This window comes from Streptomyces roseus (assembly GCF_001044425.1).
Classification (GTDB): Bacteria; Actinomycetota; Actinomycetes; order Streptomycetales; family Streptomycetaceae; genus Streptomyces; species Streptomyces roseus.
Window position 1 is genome coordinate 86,096 of sequence record NZ_LFML01000033.1, and the last position, 19,011, is coordinate 105,106.

The following is a 19,011-nucleotide window of genomic DNA, read 5'->3' on the forward strand; positions in this document are numbered from 1 at the left end:
GCATGGATGGTTCGGCGTTCGCGAGGTACCCCCCTCACGGACCGGAATGAGGAACAGAGTAGGGGGATGATCTGACAATCTCGTCTTGAATTCCCGCGCTAGGGGAAGCGCAGGAACTGCGGCGGTACGGCGTCCGTCAGCCACACCCCGTTGGCGCTGATCCGGAACACGTGCCCGGCCGCGCGCATCGCTCCCGCGTCCACGGCGAGCACGACCGGCCGGCCGCGCCGCGCGCCCACGCGGGTCGCCGTCTCCCGGTCGGGGGACAGGTGAACGTGGTGGCGGGCCATGGGGCGCAGGCCCTCGGCGCGGATCGCGGCCAGGGCGGCGGCGACGGTGCCGTGGTAGAGGTACGCGGGCGGTTCGGCATCCGGCAGGTCCAGGTCCACGGGAACGGTGTGTCCCTGGCTGGCGCGGATGCGGGTGCCCTGGACGGCGAACCGCTGTTTGTCGTTGGCCGCGACGACGTGGTCCAGCTCGGCGCGGCTGATGGGGAACCGGTGGGCGGCGGCCGCGGCCAGAAGGTCGTCGATCTCCACCCAGCCCTGCGGATCGAGCACCAGTCCGATGCGTTCCGGCTGATGTCGCAGGTGTTTCGAGACGTATTTGGACACCTTCACGGTGCGTCTGTCGTCCATGGGCCCAGCTTGCCGGGTCGGGCGGCGATCGAGCAGGGATTTATCGGGGCTCCGCCGCCCTGGGGCACCGTGGGACCCCCTCTACCGAGTTTCCAAGATACGGAATACATTTTCCGCTGTACTTCTGCCCAGGGGGAGAACCCATGACAATCCACGCTTCCCTGCCGCGCCGCGCGGTCGCCGAGCTCGTCGGCACCGCCGGCCTCCTCGTGGTCGTGATCGGTTCCGGTATCCAGGCCGCCGGCCTGAGCCGCGACGCCGGGGTCGCGCTCGTCGCCAACTCGCTCGCCTCGGCCATCGGCCTCGGCCTGATCATCACCCTTTTCGGGCCGCTGTCCGGAGCCCACCTCAATCCGGTCGTCACCCTCACCTCCTGGTGGGCCCGGCGAACCGGCGGCGAGGGACTCCGCGGCCGGGAGGCCCTCGTCTACACCGCGGCTCAGACCGCCGGGGCCGTCGGCGGGGCCGTCCTCGCCGAGGTGATGTTCGGTCGCGCGCCGGGCACCTTCTCCACCCAGATCCGCAGCGGGGGCCACCTGCTCGTCGGCGAGGTCGTCGCGACCGCCGGGCTGGTCCTCGTCATCCAGGGCCTGGAGCGCATCGGGCGGTCGAAGCTGATCCCCGCCGCGGTCGCCGGGTACATCGCCGCCGCGATCTGGTTCACCTCGTCGGGCTCCTTCGCCAACCCGGCGGGCACCATCGGGCGGGCGTTCAGCGACTCCTTCACCGGGATCGCCCCGCAGTCGCTGCCCGGATTCGTCGCGGCCCAGGTGGTCGGCGGGGTCCTGGGGCTTACCCTCGCCGCACTCCTGTACGGGAGCGCCCGGCCCGGTGCGCAGGAGGCTCCGGCGGCGTTGTCCACAGAGTTGCCCACAGGCAATACCGACTTGTCCACAGCTGGTTGGGTCGGTTTTGCGGGCAAACGAGTGATCCGCCCTGTGGACTACTGAGCGGGAGGTACCGGCCGTAACCCGCCAGCCGTAACCCGCCAGCCGTGACGCGCCGGCCGTAACCCGCCAGCCGTGACGCGCCGGCCGTTACCCGCCTGCGCGGCGCGCCAGTTCGTTCATCGTCCGGGCCTGGAGCTCCCGCTCCGTGGCGGCCCGGACGAACTCCCCCACGTGCTCGGCGCCGACCAGCTCCTGCACCGCCCGTACGGTCTCGGCCGGCAAGGCCACCGGTGCCGGGCCCGACGGCTGAGGAGCCCCGGGCGCCCCCAGGTGGCGCTGCAGGTGCCTCGTCGCGAACAGCCGCATCGCCCGAGCCAGCTCGGCGTCCACCGTCTGCTGGGCCAGGGGGCGCAGTCTGCGCACCATCGTCGCGGCCTCCGCCGCGTCGGCGTCCGTCGGCGGGACCTCCCCGAGGTAGCGGGCGAAGACGTGCTCGGTGGTGAACTCCAGGAACCGCGAGGCGATGTGCTCCACCTGCCCGCGCAACTCCCGCAGGTGTCCGGTGATCGCAGACAGCGGCACCCCGGCCGCATACAGCTCGGCGGCCACCGCCAGCTCCTGCGGGGAGGGCACCAGGAACTCGTCCGGGCGCCCCTCGATCGCCTCCAGCACCCCCAGCTCGCACGCCTCACCCACCGCGTCGTCGTCGGGCCGGCCTCCGAAGCGCTCGTTCAGCTCGGCCCGGCTGATCCGGGCGGCCTCCTCGTCGGTCCACGGTCCGTGTACCTCGGCGACGAGTCCCAGCACGCCGCCGAGCCCGCGTCCGGCGTCCCAGGCCTCCAGCAGCTCCTTGATGGAGGCCAGGGTGTAGCCGCGGTCCAGCAGATCGGCGATCTGGCGCAGCCGCGCCAGATGCGTGTCCCGGTAGACGTTGGAGCGGCCGCGCCGTTCCGGCTTCGGCAGCAGCCCACGGTCCTGGTACGCCCTGATCGTGCGCACCGTCGCCCCGCTGTGGTGCGCGAGATCCTCGATCCGGTACTCGGCCACCGCCTGTTCTGACAATCCCGGCTCCCTACGACATGGCGGCTCGGCCTACCGCGGCCGCCGCGGCCCGGGCGGCAGGCGAAGCCGCAAGGTGCTCGACCGCCCTGCGCAGCGAGCCCTCCTGCGAGGGATGGTACGACCGCCGGAAGGAGCGGGATATGGCCGTGCCGGGCCCTGTCCCGCTCACAGCCGCGGCTCCAGTTGGGCGAGCCGGCGCAGGGCGCGCGGCGCGAACCGGGACATCCACAGCGCGCCCTTGGACTCCGGGGTCACCGGCACCACGGCCTCGTTGCGCACCACGGCCCGCAGGATCGCCTCGGCGACCTTCTCCGGCGGGAAGTTGCGCAGCCCGTACAGCCGCGAGGAACGCTCCTGACGGCGCTTCTCCTCCGCCGCGTCCACCCCGGCGAAGCGCGAGGTGGCGGTGATGTTGGTGTTGACGATGCCGGGGCAGATCGCCGAGACCCCGATGGACCGCGAGGCGAGCTCGGCGCGCAGGCACTCGCTCAGCATCAGCACCGCCGCCTTCGACGTGCTGTAGGCGGGGAGCGTTTTGGACGGCAGGTAGGCGGCGGCGGAGGCGGTGTTGACGATGTGCCCGCCCTGGCCGCGCTCCGCCATCTGCCTGCCGAAGATCCGGCAGCCGTGGATGACACCCCACAGGTTGACGTCGAGGACCTTCTTCCAATCCTGCGAACTGGTCTCCAGGAAGGGTCCCGACAGGCCGATCCCGGCGTTGTTGACCAGCACGTCCACGATGCCGTACTCGGCGGCGGTCTTCGCCGCGAGCTCCTCCATCGCCTGCTCGTCGCTGACGTCGACGCACTCGCCCCACGCCTCGGGAGCCCCGACGAGCCGTGCCATGTCGGCCGTGCGGGCCGCGCCCTCGGCGTCCCGGTCCACGCACACCACCCGGGCCCCGGCCTCGGCGAACGCGAAGGCGGTGGCCCGGCCGATGCCGCTGGCGGCGCCGGTGACCAGTACGAGCTGGCCGCCGAAGCGGTCGGCGTACTTGCCCGGAGCCTTCTGCTCCGGCGCCCGGGCGGCGGGCTCCTCCCGGGCCGTGACGAACTCGGTGATCCACGCGGCCAGCTGGTCGGGCCGGGTCCGGGGCACCCAGTGCTTGGCGGGCAGGGTGCGCCGCAGCAGGTCGGGGGCCCACAGCTCCAGGTCGTCGTAGAGCCGTTCGGAGAGGAAGGCGTCCCCGGTCGGGGTGATCAGCTGGACGGGTACGTGGGCGTACGCGTCGGTACGGGGCCGGCGCATCCGGGGCCGTACGTTGTCGCGGTAGAGCCAGGCCCCGTGCGCCGCGTCCGAGGGCAGCGAGGCCGTCGGGTAGGAACCGGAGGGGACCTTCTCCACACGCTCCAGCATCCGCGGCCACCGCTTGCCGAGCGGCCCGCGCCAGGCGAGCTCCGGCAGCACGGGGGTGTGCAGCATGTACACGTACCAGGACTTGGCGCCTTGGCCGAGGAGCTGCGCGGCCCGGCGCGGGGTGGGCCGGGACATCCGCTTCTTGATCCAGTGACCGAAGTGGTCCAGGGAGGGCCCCGAGATCGAGGTGAAGGAGGCGATGCGGCCCTCGGTCCGGGCGACGGTCGCGAACTCCCAGCCCTGTACGGAGCCCCAGTCGTGGCCGACCAGGTGCACCGGGCGGTCGGGACTGACCGCGTCCGCCACCGCCAGGAAGTCGTCCGTCAGCTTCTCCAGGGTGAACCCGCCGCGCAGGGGCACCGGAGCCGTGGAGCGCCCGTGGCCGCGTACGTCGTAGAGCACCACGTGGAAGCGGGCCGCCAGCCGCTGCGCGACCTCCGACCAGACCTCCTTGCTGTCCGGATAGCCGTGCACGAGCACCACGGTCGGCCGCTCCGCCTCGCCGAGCTCGACGACGCACAGGTCGATGCCGCCGGTGCTCACCCGGCGCTCGCGCGCCCCCGCGAGGCCCGCTCCCGCCAGGCCCGCCCGCGTGATGCCGTCCTGTTCGCCGAACGTCCCGCTCATGCCGCTCATGCTGCCTTCTCCTCGGCCCAGCGCCGCACGTGCGGCAGATCGTCGTCCAGCCAGAACGCGCTTTCCCCGGGGTCCCGCGAGTCGGTGACCACCAGGATCTCCTCGAACTTCGCACCGGTGCCCCGGAACCCCAGGTGCGGCTCCACCGCCCACAGCCCGGGCTGCGGCGGGTGGTCGGAGAAGCGGTACGGGCTCCACAGCGGGGACCAGCCCTCGCGGTGTCCGTGCAGGGCGTCGGAGGCCAGCCCCTTGAGGGACTGCGTCCCGAACCCGAAGGCGGTCGGGGACCAGCGCCGCTCCCTGACCCGGTCCACCTTGTGGGCGATCACGCCGAAGGGGTAGGCGCGGTGCCGGTTGGCGTAGCCCTGGCGGGTCATCAGCCGCTCGACGTTCTCGTAGATCTCGCGCAGCGGGCGGCGCTCGCGCACCTGGTCCAGGATCAGCTCGCGGTGCACCCGGAGATCGGACATGAGCCGGTCCTGCACCGGGTTCAGCCCGAGGCTGCCCGAGTACCCGATGTCGGCCGCGTACCCCTTGTGGACGGGTGCCATGTCGAGGATGAACGGCATGCCCGGCTCCAGCTTCCGGTTCGTCGGGAAGAACTGGAGGGGGATCTTGAAATCCGCGAAGGCGGTGCGGTCCCCGAACCACGCGAACGGCAGGTGGAACCAGTCCCGCACCCCGCGCTCGCGCAGCCACTCGCGCTGCATCCGCGCCGCCTCGCGCTCGGTCACCCCCGGCCGCAGCTGCGCCGCGACGGCCTCCGCGCACTCGTACGAGAGGCGCTGCACTTCCCTGAACCCGCGCAGGTCCGAGGAGAGTTGCGCGGTGCCTTGCCTGGTGTCCGCAGTCATGACAGCCGTCCGTCCGTAGAGCCGTACGCGCTACGCGCCCGTAACTTGACACTGATGAATGTGACAATGACCGGAGATCACGTCAAGGGTCGTGCACGGACCTGTGGACAACTTGTCCGATCCACCGCGTACGGTCCGCTTCGTCGGGGCTCTCCCACCGGTCCGCATCAGCCTTTCGTCAGGGTGTGTAGTCCTGAAGACGGAGACCGGATGAAGCTCCTGGTCTGACGATCGGCGCGATCCGCGGCACTAACGTCGAAGCCGTGACTGTCATCGCGACCGAAAGCCTGAGCAAGCGGTACCCCCGAGTGACCGCAATCGACCGGCTCTCCCTGGACATCGGGCCGGGAGTGACCGGCCTCGTGGGTGCCAACGGAGCCGGCAAGTCCACGCTGATCAAGATCCTGCTTGGACTGTCCCCCGCCACCGAGGGCCGCGCCGCCGTGCTCGGACTCGATGTCGCCACCCATGGCAGCGCCATCCGCGAACGCGTCGGATACATGCCGGAGCACGACTGCCTGCCGCCCGACGTCTCGGCCACCGAGTTCGTCGTGCACATGGCGCGCATGTCCGGACTCCCGCCGACCGCCGCGCGCGAGCGGACCGCCGACACCCTGCGCCACGTGGGCTTGTACGAGGAGCGCTACCGCCCCATCGGCGGCTACTCCACGGGCATGAAGCAGCGCGTCAAGCTGGCCCAGGCGCTCGTCCACGACCCCCAGCTGGTCCTGCTCGACGAGCCCACGAACGGCCTCGACCCCGTCGGCCGCGACGAGATGCTCGGCCTCATCCGCCGGGTCTACACCGACTTCGGCATCTCCGTCCTGGTCACCTCCCACCTCCTCGGCGAGCTGGAGCGGACCTGCGACCACGTCGTGGTCGTCGACGGCGGCAAGCTGCTGCGCTCCAGCTCCACCAGCGACTTCACGCAGATCACCACGACCCTCGCGGTCGAGGTCACCGACACCGACGACCACCCGGACGGCACCGCCGCCCTGCGCAAGGCGCTCGCCGAGGCGGGCCTGACCCTGCGCGCGGGCGAGGAGCAGGGCCTGCCCGGAGCCGGGCACATCCTCCTGCTGGAAGCCACCGGCGAGGACACCTACGACATCGTGCGCGACACCGTCGCCGACCTCGGCCTCGGCCTGGTCCGCATGGAGCAGCGCCGCCACCACATCGCGGAGGTCTTCCGCGACAGCGACCAGCAGCAGCTCGTCCGGAAGGGAGCCGGTTCCGATGGCGCCTGACACCTCGACCCAGATCCACAACATCGGCTACCGCTCCTACGACGGAGCCCGGCTCGGGCGCGCCTACGCCCGCAAGTCGCTCTTCTCGCAGTCCCTGCGCGGGGCGTACGGACTGGGCCGCTCGGCCAAGTCCAAGGTCCTGCCGATGCTCCTCTTCGCGGTGATGTGCGTCCCGGCGCTGATCATCGTCGCGGTGGCCATCGCGGTACCCGGCTCCACCAGCCTGCCGATCAAGTACACGACGTACGCCCTGACCACGCAGGTGATCATCGGCCTCTACCTCGCCTCGCAGGCGCCCCAGTCGGTCTCCCGGGACCTGCGCTTCAAGACGGTGCCGCTCTACTTCTCGCGGCCCATCGAGCGCATCGACTACGTCCTCGCCAAGTTCGCGGCGATGGCCTCGGCGCTCTTCATCCTCACCGCCACTCCGTTGCTGATCATGTGGATCGGCTCGTTGCTGGCCAAATTCGACTTCGCGGACCAGACCAAGGGGTTCGCCCAGGGACTGGTCTCCGTGCTGCTGCTCTCGGTGCTGTTCGCCGGCCTCGGCCTGATCATGGCCGCGCTCACCCCGCGCCGCGGCTTCGGCGTCGCCGCCATCATCGCCCTGCTCGTGATCCCCTACGGTGCGGTGACCGCCGTCCAGGGCATCGCGTACAGCACCGGTGCGGCCGGTGCCATCGAGTGGATGGGCCTGTTCTCCCCGATCACCCTGATCGACGGCGTGCAGACGGCCTTCCTCGGTGCCACCTCCGCCTTCCCCGGCGGAGACGGCCCCTCGGCCGGTGTCGGATTCGTCTACCTGCTCGTCGTCCTCGCCCTCATCGCCGGCTCCTACGCCGCCCTGATGGCCCGCTACCGGAAGGCCGGGCTGTGACCACCATCGACATCGACCACACCTCCCGCTGGTTCGGGAACGTCGTCGCCGTCAACGACGTGACCATGCACATCGGCCCCGGGGTCACCGGACTCCTGGGCCCCAACGGCGCCGGGAAGTCCACCCTCATCAACATGATGGGCGGCTTCCTCGCCCCCTCCACGGGCACCGTCACCCTCGACGGCGCGCCGATCTGGCAGAACGAGCAGGTCTACAAGCAGATCGGCGTCGTGCCCGAGCGCGAGGCCATGTACGACTTCCTCACCGGCCGGGAGTTCGTCGTCGCCAACGCCGAGCTCCACGGCCTCGATGACGCGGCCGCCCAGCGGGCGCTCGCCACCGTCGAGATGGAGTACGCCCAGGACCGCAAGATCTCCACCTACTCCAAGGGCATGCGGCAGCGCGTGAAGATGGCCTCGGCCCTCGTCCACGACCCGTCCGTGCTGCTGCTGGACGAGCCCTTCAACGGCATGGACCCGCGCCAGCGCATGCAGCTGATGGACCTGCTGCGGCGCATGGGCGACGACGGCCGCACCGTGCTCTTCTCCTCGCACATCCTGGAGGAGGTCGAGCAGCTCGCCTCCCACATCGAGGTGGTCGTCGCCGGCCGGCACGCCGCGTCCGGCGACTTCCGCAAGATCCGCCGCCTGATGACGGACCGCCCGCACCGGTACGTGGTCCGCTCCTCCGACGACCGGGCCCTCGCCGCGGCCCTGATCGCCGACCCCTCCACCGCCGGCATCGAGGTCGACCTCAAGGAAGGCGTCCTGCGCATCCAGGCCGTCGACTTCGGCCGCTTCACCGAGCTCCTGCCCCAGGTGGCCCGGGAAAACGGCATCCGGCTGCTGACGGTCTCGCCTTCCGACGAGTCCCTCGAGTCGGTCTTCTCCTACCTCGTCGCGGCCTGAAGGAGCTGGCACCCATGTACAACCCCACCGTCGCCCGGCTCACCTACCGCGCGCTGCTCGGCCGCCGCCGCGCTCTGATCCTCTGCGGGCTGCCCGTCCTGCTGATCGTCCTGTCGGTCGCCGTCCGCGCTTTCACCGGCCTGGACGACAAGGTCGCCGCCGATCTGCTCGGCGGCTTCGCCCTCGCCACCATGGTTCCGCTGATCGGCGTCATCGCCGGCACGGGCGCCATCGGCCCCGAGATCGACGACGGCTCGATCGTCTACCTGCTCTCCAAGCCGGTGAAGCGCCCGACGATCATCATGACCAAGCTGATCGTCGCGATCGGCGTCACGATGGCCTTCTCGGCGATCCCGACCCTGATCGCCGGGTTCATCCTCAACGGCAACGGCCAGCAGATCGCCGTCGCCTACACCGTCGCGGCCCTCGTCGCCTCGATCGCCTACAGCGCCCTGTTCCTGCTGCTGGGCACCGTCAGCCGGCACGCGGTCGTCTTCGGCCTCGTCTACGCCCTGATCTGGGAGTCGCTCTTCGGCAGCCTGGTCTCCGGCGCCAAGACCCTCAGCGTCCAGCAGTGGGCCCTGTCCATCGCCGAGAAGATCGCCGGGGAGGGCTACGTCGACGCCACCGTCGCCCTGCCCACCGCGGTCGTCCTGCTCAGCGTGGTGACCGTCGGAGCCACCGTCTACGCCGGCCAGAAGCTGCGCCGCCTCACCCTGGCGGGCGAGGAGTAGGACCCGCCGTACCGGTTCCACGCCCGGTGCCCCGCCCGGCCCACCGACCGGGCGGGGCACCGCCGTACGGGGCAAAATCAGGGCATGGTCGAGCACCCCGAGCCCGAGTCGTCCAGGCCCGTACGGTCCTGGATACGCTCCTCGCCGGGTACCCACATATGGCTGCTGCTCCTCGCCGTCACGAGCATCATCGTGGCGATCGCGCCCGACCACCTCGACCACGTCCTGCTCCACCGCCACAGCAGCAATATCCACGAGCTCACCCGGCACCCCGTGCGGGCCCTGCTCTCCAGTGCCTTCTGGATCGAGGACCCGGCCTCGCTCGCCTTGTACGCCGTCCTCTTCGAGCTCTTCCACGCGCCCGTGGAACGCTGGCTCGGCACCCTGCGCTGGCTCGCCATCGTCGCGACCGCCCACATCACGGCCACCCTGATCAGCCAGAAGGTGGTCCTGATGGCCATTCAGGACCACCGGGCCCCGCAGAGCATGGTGCACGTCGTCGATGTCGGCGTCAGCTACGGTCTCGCGGCCTCGATCGGGGTCCTCACGTACCGGCTTCCGAACCCCCTGCGCTGGCTCTACCTCGCCGGCGTCGTCGCCTTCTTCGGGCTGCCCCTCCTCACGGGAGGAACCTTCACCGACCTCGGCCACGCCATCTCGCTCGCGGTCGGCCTGCTTGCCTGGCCGCTCACCCGCCATCCGCACCCCCGGCATGTTTCACGTGAAACAGAGCACCACGCCGGTCACGGCTGAGCCGCGGAAATTGACTGGTACGGGACCTGGGCGCCGGGCAGAGTGAGTCGCGCGGGGAGCAACAAAAAGGTCCGGAGCAGCCACTTCGAGCGCGCCTCGCGGCGCGGGCTGTTCCGGACCTTCCCCGTCTTCAGGGCGGACCCTCAGGCGGCGCCCAGCAGGCGTTCCAGCACCACCGCGATGCCGTCCTCCTCGTTGGAGGTCGTCACCTCGTCGGCCACCGCTTTCAGCTCGGCGTGGGCATTGGCCATCGCGACCCCGTGGGCGGCCCAGCCGAACATCGGGAGGTCGTTGGGCATGTCACCGAAGGCGATCGTGTCCGCCGCCTTCACGCCCAGCCGGCGGGCAGCCAGCGACAGGCCGGTGGCCTTGGTCAGCCCCAGCGGCAGGATCTCCACTATCCCCGGACCGGCCATGACGATGTCGACCAGGGAGCCCACGGTCTGCCGGGCCACCTTGACCAGCGCGTCGTCGCCGAGCTCCGGGTGCTGGATGTAGAGCTTGTTCAGCGGAGCCGCCCACACCGCCGCCGTGTCCTCCAGGTAGAGAGCCGGGAGGCCCCCCTGCACCTGGTAGCCGGGCCCAAAGAGGACGTCTCCGTCCACCCCGTCCCGGCTGGCGGCGAGCGCCAGCGGACCGATCTCGGCCTCCAGCTTCGACAGCGCCAGACCCGCCAGCTGCCGGTCCAGCGTCACCGAGGTCAGCAGCCGGTGCGCGCCCGCGTCGTAGACCTGCGCGCCCTGACCGCACACCGCGATCCCCTTGTAGCCGAGATCGTCGAGCACGCTCCGGGTCCAGGGCACGGCCCGGCCGGTGACGATGATGTGCGCCGCGCCCGCCGCGGTGACCGCGGCGAGCGCTTCACGGGTGCGTTCCGAGACGGTGTCGTCGCCACGCAGCAGCGTGCCGTCGAGATCGGTCGCGACGAGCTTGTACGGGAACGGGGCCGGGCTCACTTGGCGATCGGCTCCAGGACCTCACGGCCGCCCAGGTACGGGCGGAGCGCCACCGGTACGTACACGGAGCCGTCGGCCTGCTGGTGGTTCTCCAGGATGGCCACGATCGTGCGCGGTACGGCGCACAGGGTGCCGTTCAGCGTCGAGAGCGGCGCGGTCTTCTTGCCGTCGCGGTAGCGGATCGACAGGCGGCGGGCCTGGAAGCCGTTGCAGTTCGAGGCGGAGGTCAGCTCGCGGTACTTGCCCTGCGTCGGGATCCACGCCTCGCAGTCGAACTTGCGCGAGGCGGAGGCGCCCAGGTCCCCGGTGGCGACGTCGATCACCTGGAAGGGCAGCTCCAGGCTGGTGAGCCACTGCTTCTCCCACTCCAGGAGGCGCTGGTGCTCGGCCTCGGCGTCCTCCGGCGCGACGTACGAGAACATCTCGACCTTGTCGAACTGGTGGACGCGGAAGATGCCGCGGGTGTCCTTGCCGTACGTGCCGGCCTCGCGGCGGAAGCACGGCGAGAAGCCGGCGTACCGCAGCGGCAGCTTCTCGGCGTCGATGATCTCGTCCATGTGGTACGCGGCGAGCGGGACCTCGGAGGTGCCGACCAGGTAGTAGTCGTCCTTCTCCAGGTGGTACACGTTCTCCGCGGCCTGGCCGAGGAAGCCGGTGCCCTCCATGGCGCGCGGACGGACCAGCGCCGGGGTCAGCATGGGGATGAAGCCGGCCTCGGTGGCCTGTGCGATCGCCGCGTTGACCAGGGCGAGTTCCAGCAGGGCGCCGACACCGGTCAGGTAGTAGAAGCGCGAGCCCGACACCTTGGCGCCGCGCTCGACGTCGATGGCGCCGAGCGACTCGCCGAGCTCCAGGTGGTCCTTGGGCTCGAAGCCCTCGGCGCCGAAGTCGCGGATCGTGCCGTGCGTCTCCAGGACGGTGAAGTCCTCCTCGCCGCCGACCGGGACGTCCTCGTGGACGATGTTGCCGAGCTGGAGCAGCAGCCGCTTGGCCGCCTCGTCGGCCTCGTTCTGCTCGGCTTCGGCGGCCTTGACGTCCGACTTGAGCTGCTCGGCCTTCTTCAGCAGCTCGGCACGCTCCTCCGGGGACGCCTTCGGGATGAGCTTGCCGAGCGACTTCTGCTCATTGCGCAGTTCGTCGAAGCGCATGCCGGAGGACCTGCGGCGCTCGTCGGCGGAGAGGAGTGCGTCGACGAGGTCGACGTCCTCTCCACGGGCGCGCTGCGAGGCGCGGACACGGTCAGGGTCTTCACGGAGCAGCCGGAGGTCAATCACCCCTCCAGGCTACCGGGCGGGGCTTCGCGGGCTCACACCGATATTACGCTGCGTGTCGCTATGTCCCAATTGTGGAGAATGGAAAAGGGTGAACGCGCTGGCCGGAAGTGCTCGTTCCCGGGTGGTCAATAAACGTGGCTCATTCCCCGAAAAGGGGCACTAGCGCGGTATCCGGGCACCCTCTGAGCAGGGCGGGAGGACCGTCCTTGTCCACAGGAATTGCCTGCCGGAGGGACTTTTCCACAGGCTGTGTGCCGCATCTGTGGACACGGAATGAGATCAATCCCCACCTGCGGACCGCCGGGACCATTCAGGGTTCAAACCACCCTCACACACTCATTCGGGTGGGAATGGCTCGCCCCAAAGAGTTGATCGGCGATGCGGGGGTGACGCCGTTCACCTTCCGCTCCCCAGCGCGAAACCTGGGTCCCCCGACCGATTTGTCGACCTTGTCGCGCCGCGATGTCGACTAGTCCACAGGTCTCCATCCCTGCCTGTGGATAACTCTGTGGACAGTGGAGGAAGAGCTACGCCCGGCCGTCGAGGCAGCGCGTCAGCCAGTCGGAAGCGGCCATGAAGTCACCGTCGGAGGTACCGGGCCGCGGAGCGCGCACGTCACCCTGAGCGACGCCGGCGCGCGGGTAGGAGCCGAGGAAGCGGACCTGGGGGCAGGTCCGCTTGAGACCCATGAGCGCCTCACTGACCCGGCGGTCGGAGACGTGGCCCTCGGCGTCGACGGCGAAGCAGTAGTTGCCGATGCCCTCGCCCGTCGGCCGGGACTGGATCAGCATCAGGTTGACCCCGCGGACGGCGAATTCCTGGAGGAGCTCCAGCAGCGCACCGGGGTGGTCGTCTCCGAGCCACAGCACGACGGAGGTCTTGTCGGCGCCGGTCGGCGCGGCCGGCCGGGCGGGCCGGCCGACGAGCACGAACCGGGTCTCGGCGTTCTCGGCGTCGTGGATCTCGGTGACCAGCGGGACGAGCCCGTACGTGACGGCCGCGAACTCGCCCGCGAAGGCGGCGTCGAAGCGGCCCTCCTGGACCAGCCGGGCTCCGTCGGCGTTGGAGGCCGCCGACTCCCATACCGCGTCGGGCAGGTGCGCCCGCAGCCAGTTGCGCACCTGGGGCTGGGCGACCGGGTGCCCGGTGACGGTCTTGACGTCCGACAGCTTGGTCCCGGGCCGAACGAGCAGCGCGAACGCGATGGGCAGCAGCACCTCGCGGTAGATCATCAGGGGCTCGCCGGAGGCCAGCTCATCGAGGGTCGAGGTGACCCCGCCCTCCACCGAGTTCTCGATCGGCACCAGGGCCGCCGCGGCCTCCCCGTTGCGCACGGCGTCCAGGGCGGCCGGGACCGACACCATCGGGACGAGCTCCCGGGTCGCGGCTTCCGGCAGTGTGCGGAGGGCGGCTTCGGTGAAGGTGCCCTCGGGACCGAGATAGGTGAAGCGGGTGGCCGACATGTGATCAGCCTAATGCCGCGCCCCCGACCGCCGGGTCGCTGTTCATCCTTCGAGCAGCCGCTGCCCGACGTACTCCCCGTCGCGGGGACCGGGCGGGACCGCGTACAGCCCGCTGGACTCGTGCCGGATGAATTCCGACAGGGCGTCACCGCGGTCCAGCTTGCGCTGGACCGGGACGAAACCGCGCAGCGGGTCGGCCTGCCAGCAGATGAAGAGGAGCCCCGCGTCCGGAGTCCCGTCGGCGGCGATCCCGTCGTGGAAGGAGAACGGGCGGCGGAGCATGGCGGCCCCGCCGTTCTGCTCGGGGGCGGAGATCCGGGCGTGGGCGTTCGACGCAATGACCGGCTTGCCGTCGGGGCCGATCTTGTCGAGGGCCATCTTCGTGGTCTCGGTGCCGCCGGTCAGGGGCGCCCCGGTGGCCTTCGTACGGCCTATGACCTGCTCCTGCTGGGCCAGGGACTGTTTGTCCCAGTCGTCGAGGAGCATCCGGATGCGCCGTACGACGGCGTAGGAACCCCCGCCCATCCAGGCGTGCTCGGCCGGGCCGGGACCGGCGGCGGGGACGAAGATCCGCTTGTCGAAGTCGGGCTGCGCGGGCTTCGGGTTGCCGGTGCCGTCGATCTGGCCCATGAGGTTGCGGGCGGTCATCGGGGCGGCGGTGGCGCCGGGGGACCGGTTGAAGCCGTTCATCTGCCAGCGGACCCGGGCGGCCTCCCCGGCCTCCTTCTGGAGGGCGCGCAGGGCGTGGAAGGCGACGAGCCCGTCATCGGCGCCGATCTGGACCCACAGGTCGCCGTTGGAGCGCTGGGCGTCGAGCCGGTCGGCGGAGAAATCGGGCAGCGGGTCGAGGGCGGTGGGACGTCGGGAGGTGAGCCCCGTGCGCTCGAAGAAGGAGTGGCCGAAGCCGAAGGTGACGGTGAGGGAGGACGGCCCGGCGTCGAGGGCGATACCGGAGTCCGCGCCCGAAGCGGGCTTGCCCGCCATCAGCAGGCGGGCGGTGTCGGACCAGCGCCGCATCAGGGCGGCGGCCTCCTTGCGGCCCGCCCCGGGGGCCAGGTCGAAGGCGAGGACGTGCCCCTTCGCCTGGAGCGGGGTGGTGATGCCGGCCTGGTGCTCGCCGTCGAAGGCCACCTGGGTGGCGCCGAGCGAGGCGAGGCTCCCGGCCGACCCGGAGGCGCCGGCCGGGGAGTCGTCGAACGCGGAGTGCGCGAGGGCGCCACCGGTGGCGCCGAGCGCGAGTCCGGCGGCGCCCGCGGCGCCGACGGTACCCAGCAGCCGGCGCCGGGAGATCTCGATGTCGGGGTTGCTCTCGGTCACGCTGGTCAGCCGATCTTCACGTTCTTCTGCACGGTCGTCTGGTCGATGTCGGAGGTACGGACGGTCACGTCGATCCGCCATTCCCCTGCCAGCGGCAGCTGGACACCGGAAGCGCTCCAGTGGCCGGGGGCCGCGCGCTCCGGGAGGAGCGGCAGAGGGCCGATGTCCTTGGCGGGGAGGGTGAAGGCGACCTTGATCTCCGGGATGTCGAGGGGCTGGCCCTGGGGATCGTCGACCCACACGTGGAGCGAGTTGGCCCCGACCCGGCCAGGGTCGACCTCGACCCGGACCGACCCCTTGCCGTTCTGGCCGCCGGTGTCGAACGGCAGCGTGATCTTGATGGCGCGGTTGGGGACGGCAGTTGCCGCCGTGTCCCGCCCGCTCGCCTGCTCGGCCGTCCGGCCCGGCTCGGTGCTGGTCAGTACGGTGGTCACGGCCAGCAGGGTGATGGCGACACCGGCCTCGGCGAGGACGGAGCGGCGCAGCCCCGCCCGGGCCGGATCGGCGTCGCGTGCCTGCTTCTCCCGGGCGCTCTCCCGGGCGGCGCGCTGCCGGGCGAGCTGGGCGGCCCGCTTGGGGTCATCGGGGACGGTCACCGAGGCCGGGGATGTTTCACGTGAAACATCGCCGCGCTGGCGTGCGATCTTGGCCGGCTTTCCGGCAGGGGCATCGGTGAGCCGCGCGGTCCACGACCGGGAGACGTAGGCGATGCCGACGAGGACCGCGACGAGCCCGACCTTCACCAGCAGGAGCTGCCCGTAGCTGGTGCCGGTGAGGGCCGACCAGCTGCCGATCTGGCGCCAGGACTGGTAGACGCCGGTGACGGCGAGGACCAGGACGCTGACGAACGCGACCCGGGAGAACCGCCGGACCGCCTCGCGCTCGATCCCCGGGACCTTGTGGAGGGCGACGAGCAGAGCGGTGAGCCCGCCGAGCCAGGTGGCGACGGCCAGCAGGTGCAGGATGTCGGCGGGCATCGCGATACCCGGCTGGATGCCGGTCGAGGCGTGCTCGGAGAGCGCCCAGGTGGCGGCGATGCCACCCGCCACGACCGTTCCGCCGATGCCGAGGCCGAAGAGCAGGTCGTCGGCCTCGGCGTTCGCCCCCGGCTCCCTGTTCGCCCCGCGGCCCTTCTCCTTGCCCTTGCGCTTGGCCCGCTCGCCGGCCTCCTCGGTCCTGCGGGCGTAGGCGCCGAACAGCACGGCGATGAACAGCGCGGCGGCGCCGAGCAGCAGCAGCCGGGAGACGAGGGAGGCACCCGTCTTGGTTTCCAGCACGGCCTTCAGGCCGTCGAGGTCCAGGGCGTCGGCGAACTTCCCCGACCCCGTGTACGGAGTGCGGAGCACCAGCATCACGAGCGTGGCGGCGGTGAGCGTGACCCAGGCGCGCACGATGAGTTTCTGCAGCGGGCGCTGCGCGGAGCCGCGCCGCCAGCACAACAGGATGAAGGCCGCGCCGCCGACGAGAACGGTGAAACCGGCGTAGGCGGCGTAGCGCGCGATGGCGTACGCGATGCCGACCGGTCCGCCACCCACCTGCGCGGTGGGCAGGGCCACGGTGGTCGCCGACGGGGCGCCGATGGAGAAGGTGAAGGCGCCGGAGACGGGGTGGCTGTCCGCGGAGATGGCCTGCCAGGCGACGGTGTAGGTGCCGTCCGGCAGTCCGGAGTGCAGCGCGGTGCCGTAGCGGATGGTGTTTCCGCTGCACATGTCGCGCAGCTCGCCGGTGTCCACCCGCTTGCCCTGCGGGTCCATGACGCGGATGGAGTCGTCGCCCATGGCGACCTGCTCCGAGAAGGAGAGGGTGACCTGGGCGGGGGCCGTGGCGACCACCGCCCCGTCCTGGGGGTCGCTCGCGGTGAGCGCGGCATGCGCCGCGGCCGGGCCGGCCGCGGTGAACAGGGCCGCCAGCAGCGCTGCGAGGACCAGCGCGAGCCGCGGCAGGAGTGCCGCGGCCCGGGCGCGGGCCGGGGAGGGGGCGATGGCCGTCATGGCGTGTCAGTACCTCGGTCCGTCAGTGGGCGCTGGTGTTCTGGCCGTTGTACGTACGCTCCTTGACGTCCAGCTCGACCTTGACCGGGTCGGCCTTCTCGAAGCGCAGCTCGAAGGCGACCTTGTCGCCGACCTTCGGCAGGCTCTTCAGACCCATGAGCATGACGTGGCTGCCACCGCGCTCCAGCCGGAGCTCACCGCCCGCGGGCACGTCCATGGCCGCGACCTGCTGCATCTTCTGGTCCTTGGTCTCGTGGATCTGCAGATCGTCGGAGAGCGGACTGGTGACGGCCGTGAGCTTGTCGGCGGTCTTGGAGTCGTTCTTGATGACCATGAACGCGCCGGCCATCTGGTCGTTCACGGGCTCCGGCATGAACGCGCCGCTGACCGTCATCTTCGGCTTGTCCGCGCCGGCCTTGGCGTCGGAGTCCGAGGAGCAGCCGGATATGGCGAGCGCTGCCGTCAGGGAGAGGGCGGCGGCCAGGGTGCGGGTGGTGCGGGCGTTCACGGGTTCTCTCCCTTGACGATCTTCGGCAGGTCCTTGGTGTAGTCGTCGACGGTGGTGCCTTCGCCGTAGAGGAGGTAACCCTCGTCGGTCTTGGGCGAGAACGCGATGACCTGGGCGCCGTGCATGGAGACGACGGTTCCGTCGGCCTCCTTCTTCGGTGCCTCGATACCGATGCCGAGCTTGCGCGCGGCCGCCTGGATGGTGGCGAAGTCGCCGGTCAGTCCGGTGAAGGACGGGTCCTGGGACTTGAGCCACGCGCCGAGGGATTCGGGGGTGTCCCGTTCAGGGTCGGTGGTGACGAACACGACCTGGAGGTTGTCCTGGTCGGCCTTCGGGAGTGCCTTCTTGGCGACGGCGATGTTGCTCACCGTCAGGGGGCACACGTCGGGGCAGTGGGTGTAGCCGAAGTAGATGAGCGTCGGCTTGCCCTTGGTCTGCTCGCGCAGGTTCCACTGCTTGCCGGTGGTGTCCGTCAGGACCAGCTCCGGCTTGTCGAAGGGGCGGTCGAGGACCGTGGCCTTGCCGGCCTTGGTCTGTCCGCCGGCGATCTGGGTGACCGTGTTCGGCTTGGCGGTCTCACCGCCGCAGGCGGTGAGGGTGAGCGCGGCCGCCGCCAGGAGCGCGGCGACCGTCACACGAGTGGTGCGCATGAAGAGGTGTCCCTGGGATCGGGGATGTGGGTGCGGGCGGGCCGGCCGTGAAGAAGGGCCGGCCGCGCACGCTCAGGACAAGGGATTACGGCCTGCGACCGCTCGGGGTCAGGAGGCGCGGCGGCGCGAGGCGACACCGAAGGCCACACCGCCGAGGCCGATGACGATGCCCGCGACGCCGAGGGCGCGCGCGGTCGTGTCGGAGGTGCTCTCGGCGGCCTCGTCGTGGCCCTTCTCGTCCTTCGCCGCCGCGGCGCTCTTGTCGTCGTCGTGGTGGTCGTCGGCGCCGGCCTTGGCTGCGGTCAGCTTCAGGACGGGAGCCGGGTTCTGCGGCTCCGCCGCGCCCGCCTTCGTCTCCTCGATCCAGCGGACGACCTCGTTGTTGTCGTACGTCTGGATCGCCTTGAAGACCATCTGGTCGGCGTTGTCGGGCAGCTTGCCGACGGACACCGGGAACTGCTGGAACTTGCCGGGCTCGATCTTGCCCCCGCTCCAGGTCACCTTGGTGACGGCCTCGTTGACCTGCTTGCCGTGGACGGTGAGCGGCTTGTCGAGCTTGCTCTTCTCGATCGTCACGGTCCAGCCGGGAATGTCCTGCGGCATGACGGAGGTCAGCGGCTGGTCCACGGGGAAGTTGACTTCCAGCTGCGTGGTCGAGGCGTTGTCGCGCTCGTTCGGGACCTTGAAGTTGATGGTCGCGTAGCCGCCCTTGACGGCGTCCCCGGGCTGCACGCTGACGTGCGCGAACGCGGTGCCGGACAGGACGAGGACGGTGCCGGCGGCAAGGGCGGCGGCGAAGGAGACGCGAGAGGTCTTCATGGCGGAACACTCCACTGGGCAGGGAACGGTGGCTCCGGGCACGGGTGCGCGCGGAGTTCGCGGCACCGCTGCTCCCGC

General features: G+C 70.8%; 18 protein-coding genes. 6 read left to right on the forward strand and 12 right to left on the reverse strand.

Going from position 1 to position 19,011, the window contains the following annotated elements; genetic code table 11:
* Positions 1–98: 98 nt before the first annotated feature.
* Positions 99–638, reverse strand: coding sequence for an RNA 2'-phosphotransferase (locus ACS04_RS09405; RefSeq protein WP_048476076.1), 540 nt, complete (start codon positions 636–638; stop codon positions 99–101).
* 143 nt (positions 639–781) lie between these two features.
* Here ACS04_RS09405 and ACS04_RS09410 point away from each other — a divergent pair, with 143 nt between their 5' ends.
* Positions 782–1,588: an aquaporin gene (locus ACS04_RS09410; RefSeq protein WP_107438568.1), complete on the forward strand. Its 807-nt coding sequence runs from the start codon at positions 782–784 to the stop codon at positions 1,586–1,588.
* 87 nt (positions 1,589–1,675) lie between these two features.
* On the opposite strand, the gene ACS04_RS09415 is transcribed toward ACS04_RS09410, so the two are convergent.
* The 3 genes from ACS04_RS09415 to ACS04_RS09425 form a co-directional block, all read right to left on the reverse strand.
* A complete protein-coding gene (locus ACS04_RS09415) occupies positions 1,676–2,590 on the reverse strand; it encodes a MerR family transcriptional regulator (protein ID WP_048476077.1) in 915 nt (304 codons plus the stop codon).
* Positions 2,591–2,755: 165 nt separating this feature from the next.
* A complete protein-coding gene (locus ACS04_RS09420) occupies positions 2,756–4,573 on the reverse strand; it encodes an SDR family oxidoreductase (RefSeq protein ID WP_107438573.1) in 1,818 nt (605 codons plus the stop codon).
* Positions 4,574–4,578: 5 nt separating this feature from the next.
* The gene (locus tag ACS04_RS09425) at positions 4,579–5,436 is read right to left on the reverse strand and encodes a M24 family metallopeptidase (protein ID WP_048476078.1); all 858 of its coding nucleotides are present in this window, start codon (positions 5,434–5,436) and stop codon (positions 4,579–4,581) included.
* 263 nt (positions 5,437–5,699) lie between these two features.
* On the opposite strand from ACS04_RS09425, the gene ACS04_RS09430 reads away from it, so the two are divergent.
* The 5 genes from ACS04_RS09430 (at position 5,700) to ACS04_RS09450 (ending at position 9,955) form a co-directional block, all read left to right on the forward strand.
* Positions 5,700–6,683, forward strand: coding sequence for an ABC transporter ATP-binding protein (locus tag ACS04_RS09430; RefSeq protein ID WP_078864586.1), 984 nt, complete (start codon positions 5,700–5,702; stop codon positions 6,681–6,683).
* Complete coding sequence (locus tag ACS04_RS09435) at positions 6,673–7,560, forward strand: ABC transporter permease subunit (RefSeq protein ID WP_048476080.1); 888 nt, start codon at positions 6,673–6,675, stop codon at positions 7,558–7,560. The genes ACS04_RS09430 and ACS04_RS09435 overlap by 11 nt, the downstream gene beginning before the upstream one ends.
* The gene (locus tag ACS04_RS09440; protein ID WP_048476081.1) at positions 7,557–8,468 is read left to right on the forward strand and encodes an ABC transporter ATP-binding protein; all 912 of its coding nucleotides are present in this window, start codon (positions 7,557–7,559) and stop codon (positions 8,466–8,468) included. The genes ACS04_RS09435 and ACS04_RS09440 overlap by 4 nt, the downstream gene beginning before the upstream one ends.
* A 14-nt stretch (positions 8,469–8,482) precedes the next feature.
* A complete protein-coding gene (locus tag ACS04_RS09445; protein WP_048476082.1) occupies positions 8,483–9,202 on the forward strand; it encodes an ABC transporter permease in 720 nt (239 codons plus the stop codon).
* A gap of 84 nt (positions 9,203–9,286) precedes the next feature.
* Complete coding sequence (locus ACS04_RS09450; RefSeq protein ID WP_048476083.1) at positions 9,287–9,955, forward strand: rhomboid-like protein; 669 nt, start codon at positions 9,287–9,289, stop codon at positions 9,953–9,955.
* Between the two features lie 143 nt (positions 9,956–10,098).
* Here ACS04_RS09450 and ACS04_RS09455 read toward each other — a convergent pair whose 3' ends face one another.
* The 8 genes from ACS04_RS09455 to ACS04_RS09490 form a co-directional block, all read right to left on the reverse strand.
* A complete protein-coding gene (locus tag ACS04_RS09455) occupies positions 10,099–10,911 on the reverse strand; it encodes an HAD family hydrolase (protein ID WP_048476084.1) in 813 nt (270 codons plus the stop codon).
* Complete coding sequence (serS, locus tag ACS04_RS09460; RefSeq protein WP_048476085.1) at positions 10,908–12,185, reverse strand: serine--tRNA ligase; 1,278 nt, start codon at positions 12,183–12,185, stop codon at positions 10,908–10,910. The genes ACS04_RS09455 and serS overlap by 4 nt, the downstream gene beginning before the upstream one ends.
* A 527-nt stretch (positions 12,186–12,712) precedes the next feature.
* Entirely contained in the window at positions 12,713–13,648 is a 936-nt protein-coding gene (gene pheA / locus ACS04_RS09465; RefSeq protein ID WP_048476086.1) for a prephenate dehydratase, read from the reverse strand.
* A 42-nt stretch (positions 13,649–13,690) separates the two neighbouring features.
* Positions 13,691–15,046 (reverse strand): iron uptake transporter deferrochelatase/peroxidase subunit, encoded by a 1,356-nt coding sequence (gene efeB, locus ACS04_RS09470; RefSeq protein WP_078864588.1) that lies wholly within the window; start codon positions 15,044–15,046, stop codon positions 13,691–13,693.
* Positions 14,971–16,956: a copper resistance CopC/CopD family protein gene (locus ACS04_RS09475; protein ID WP_048476088.1), complete on the reverse strand. Its 1,986-nt coding sequence runs from the start codon at positions 16,954–16,956 to the stop codon at positions 14,971–14,973. The genes efeB and ACS04_RS09475 overlap by 76 nt, the downstream gene beginning before the upstream one ends.
* 22 nt (positions 16,957–16,978) lie before the next feature.
* Positions 16,979–17,464, reverse strand: coding sequence for a copper chaperone PCu(A)C (locus ACS04_RS09480; protein ID WP_048476089.1), 486 nt, complete (start codon positions 17,462–17,464; stop codon positions 16,979–16,981).
* Entirely contained in the window at positions 17,461–18,114 is a 654-nt protein-coding gene (locus ACS04_RS09485) for an SCO family protein (protein WP_048476090.1), read from the reverse strand. The genes ACS04_RS09480 and ACS04_RS09485 overlap by 4 nt, the downstream gene beginning before the upstream one ends.
* Before the next feature lie 108 nt (positions 18,115–18,222).
* Positions 18,223–18,933 carry a YcnI family copper-binding membrane protein gene (locus ACS04_RS09490; RefSeq protein ID WP_048476091.1) on the reverse strand — a complete coding sequence of 237 codons (711 nt, stop codon included), beginning with the start codon at positions 18,931–18,933 and terminating at the stop codon, positions 18,223–18,225.
* Positions 18,934–19,011: the final 78 nt, after the last annotated feature.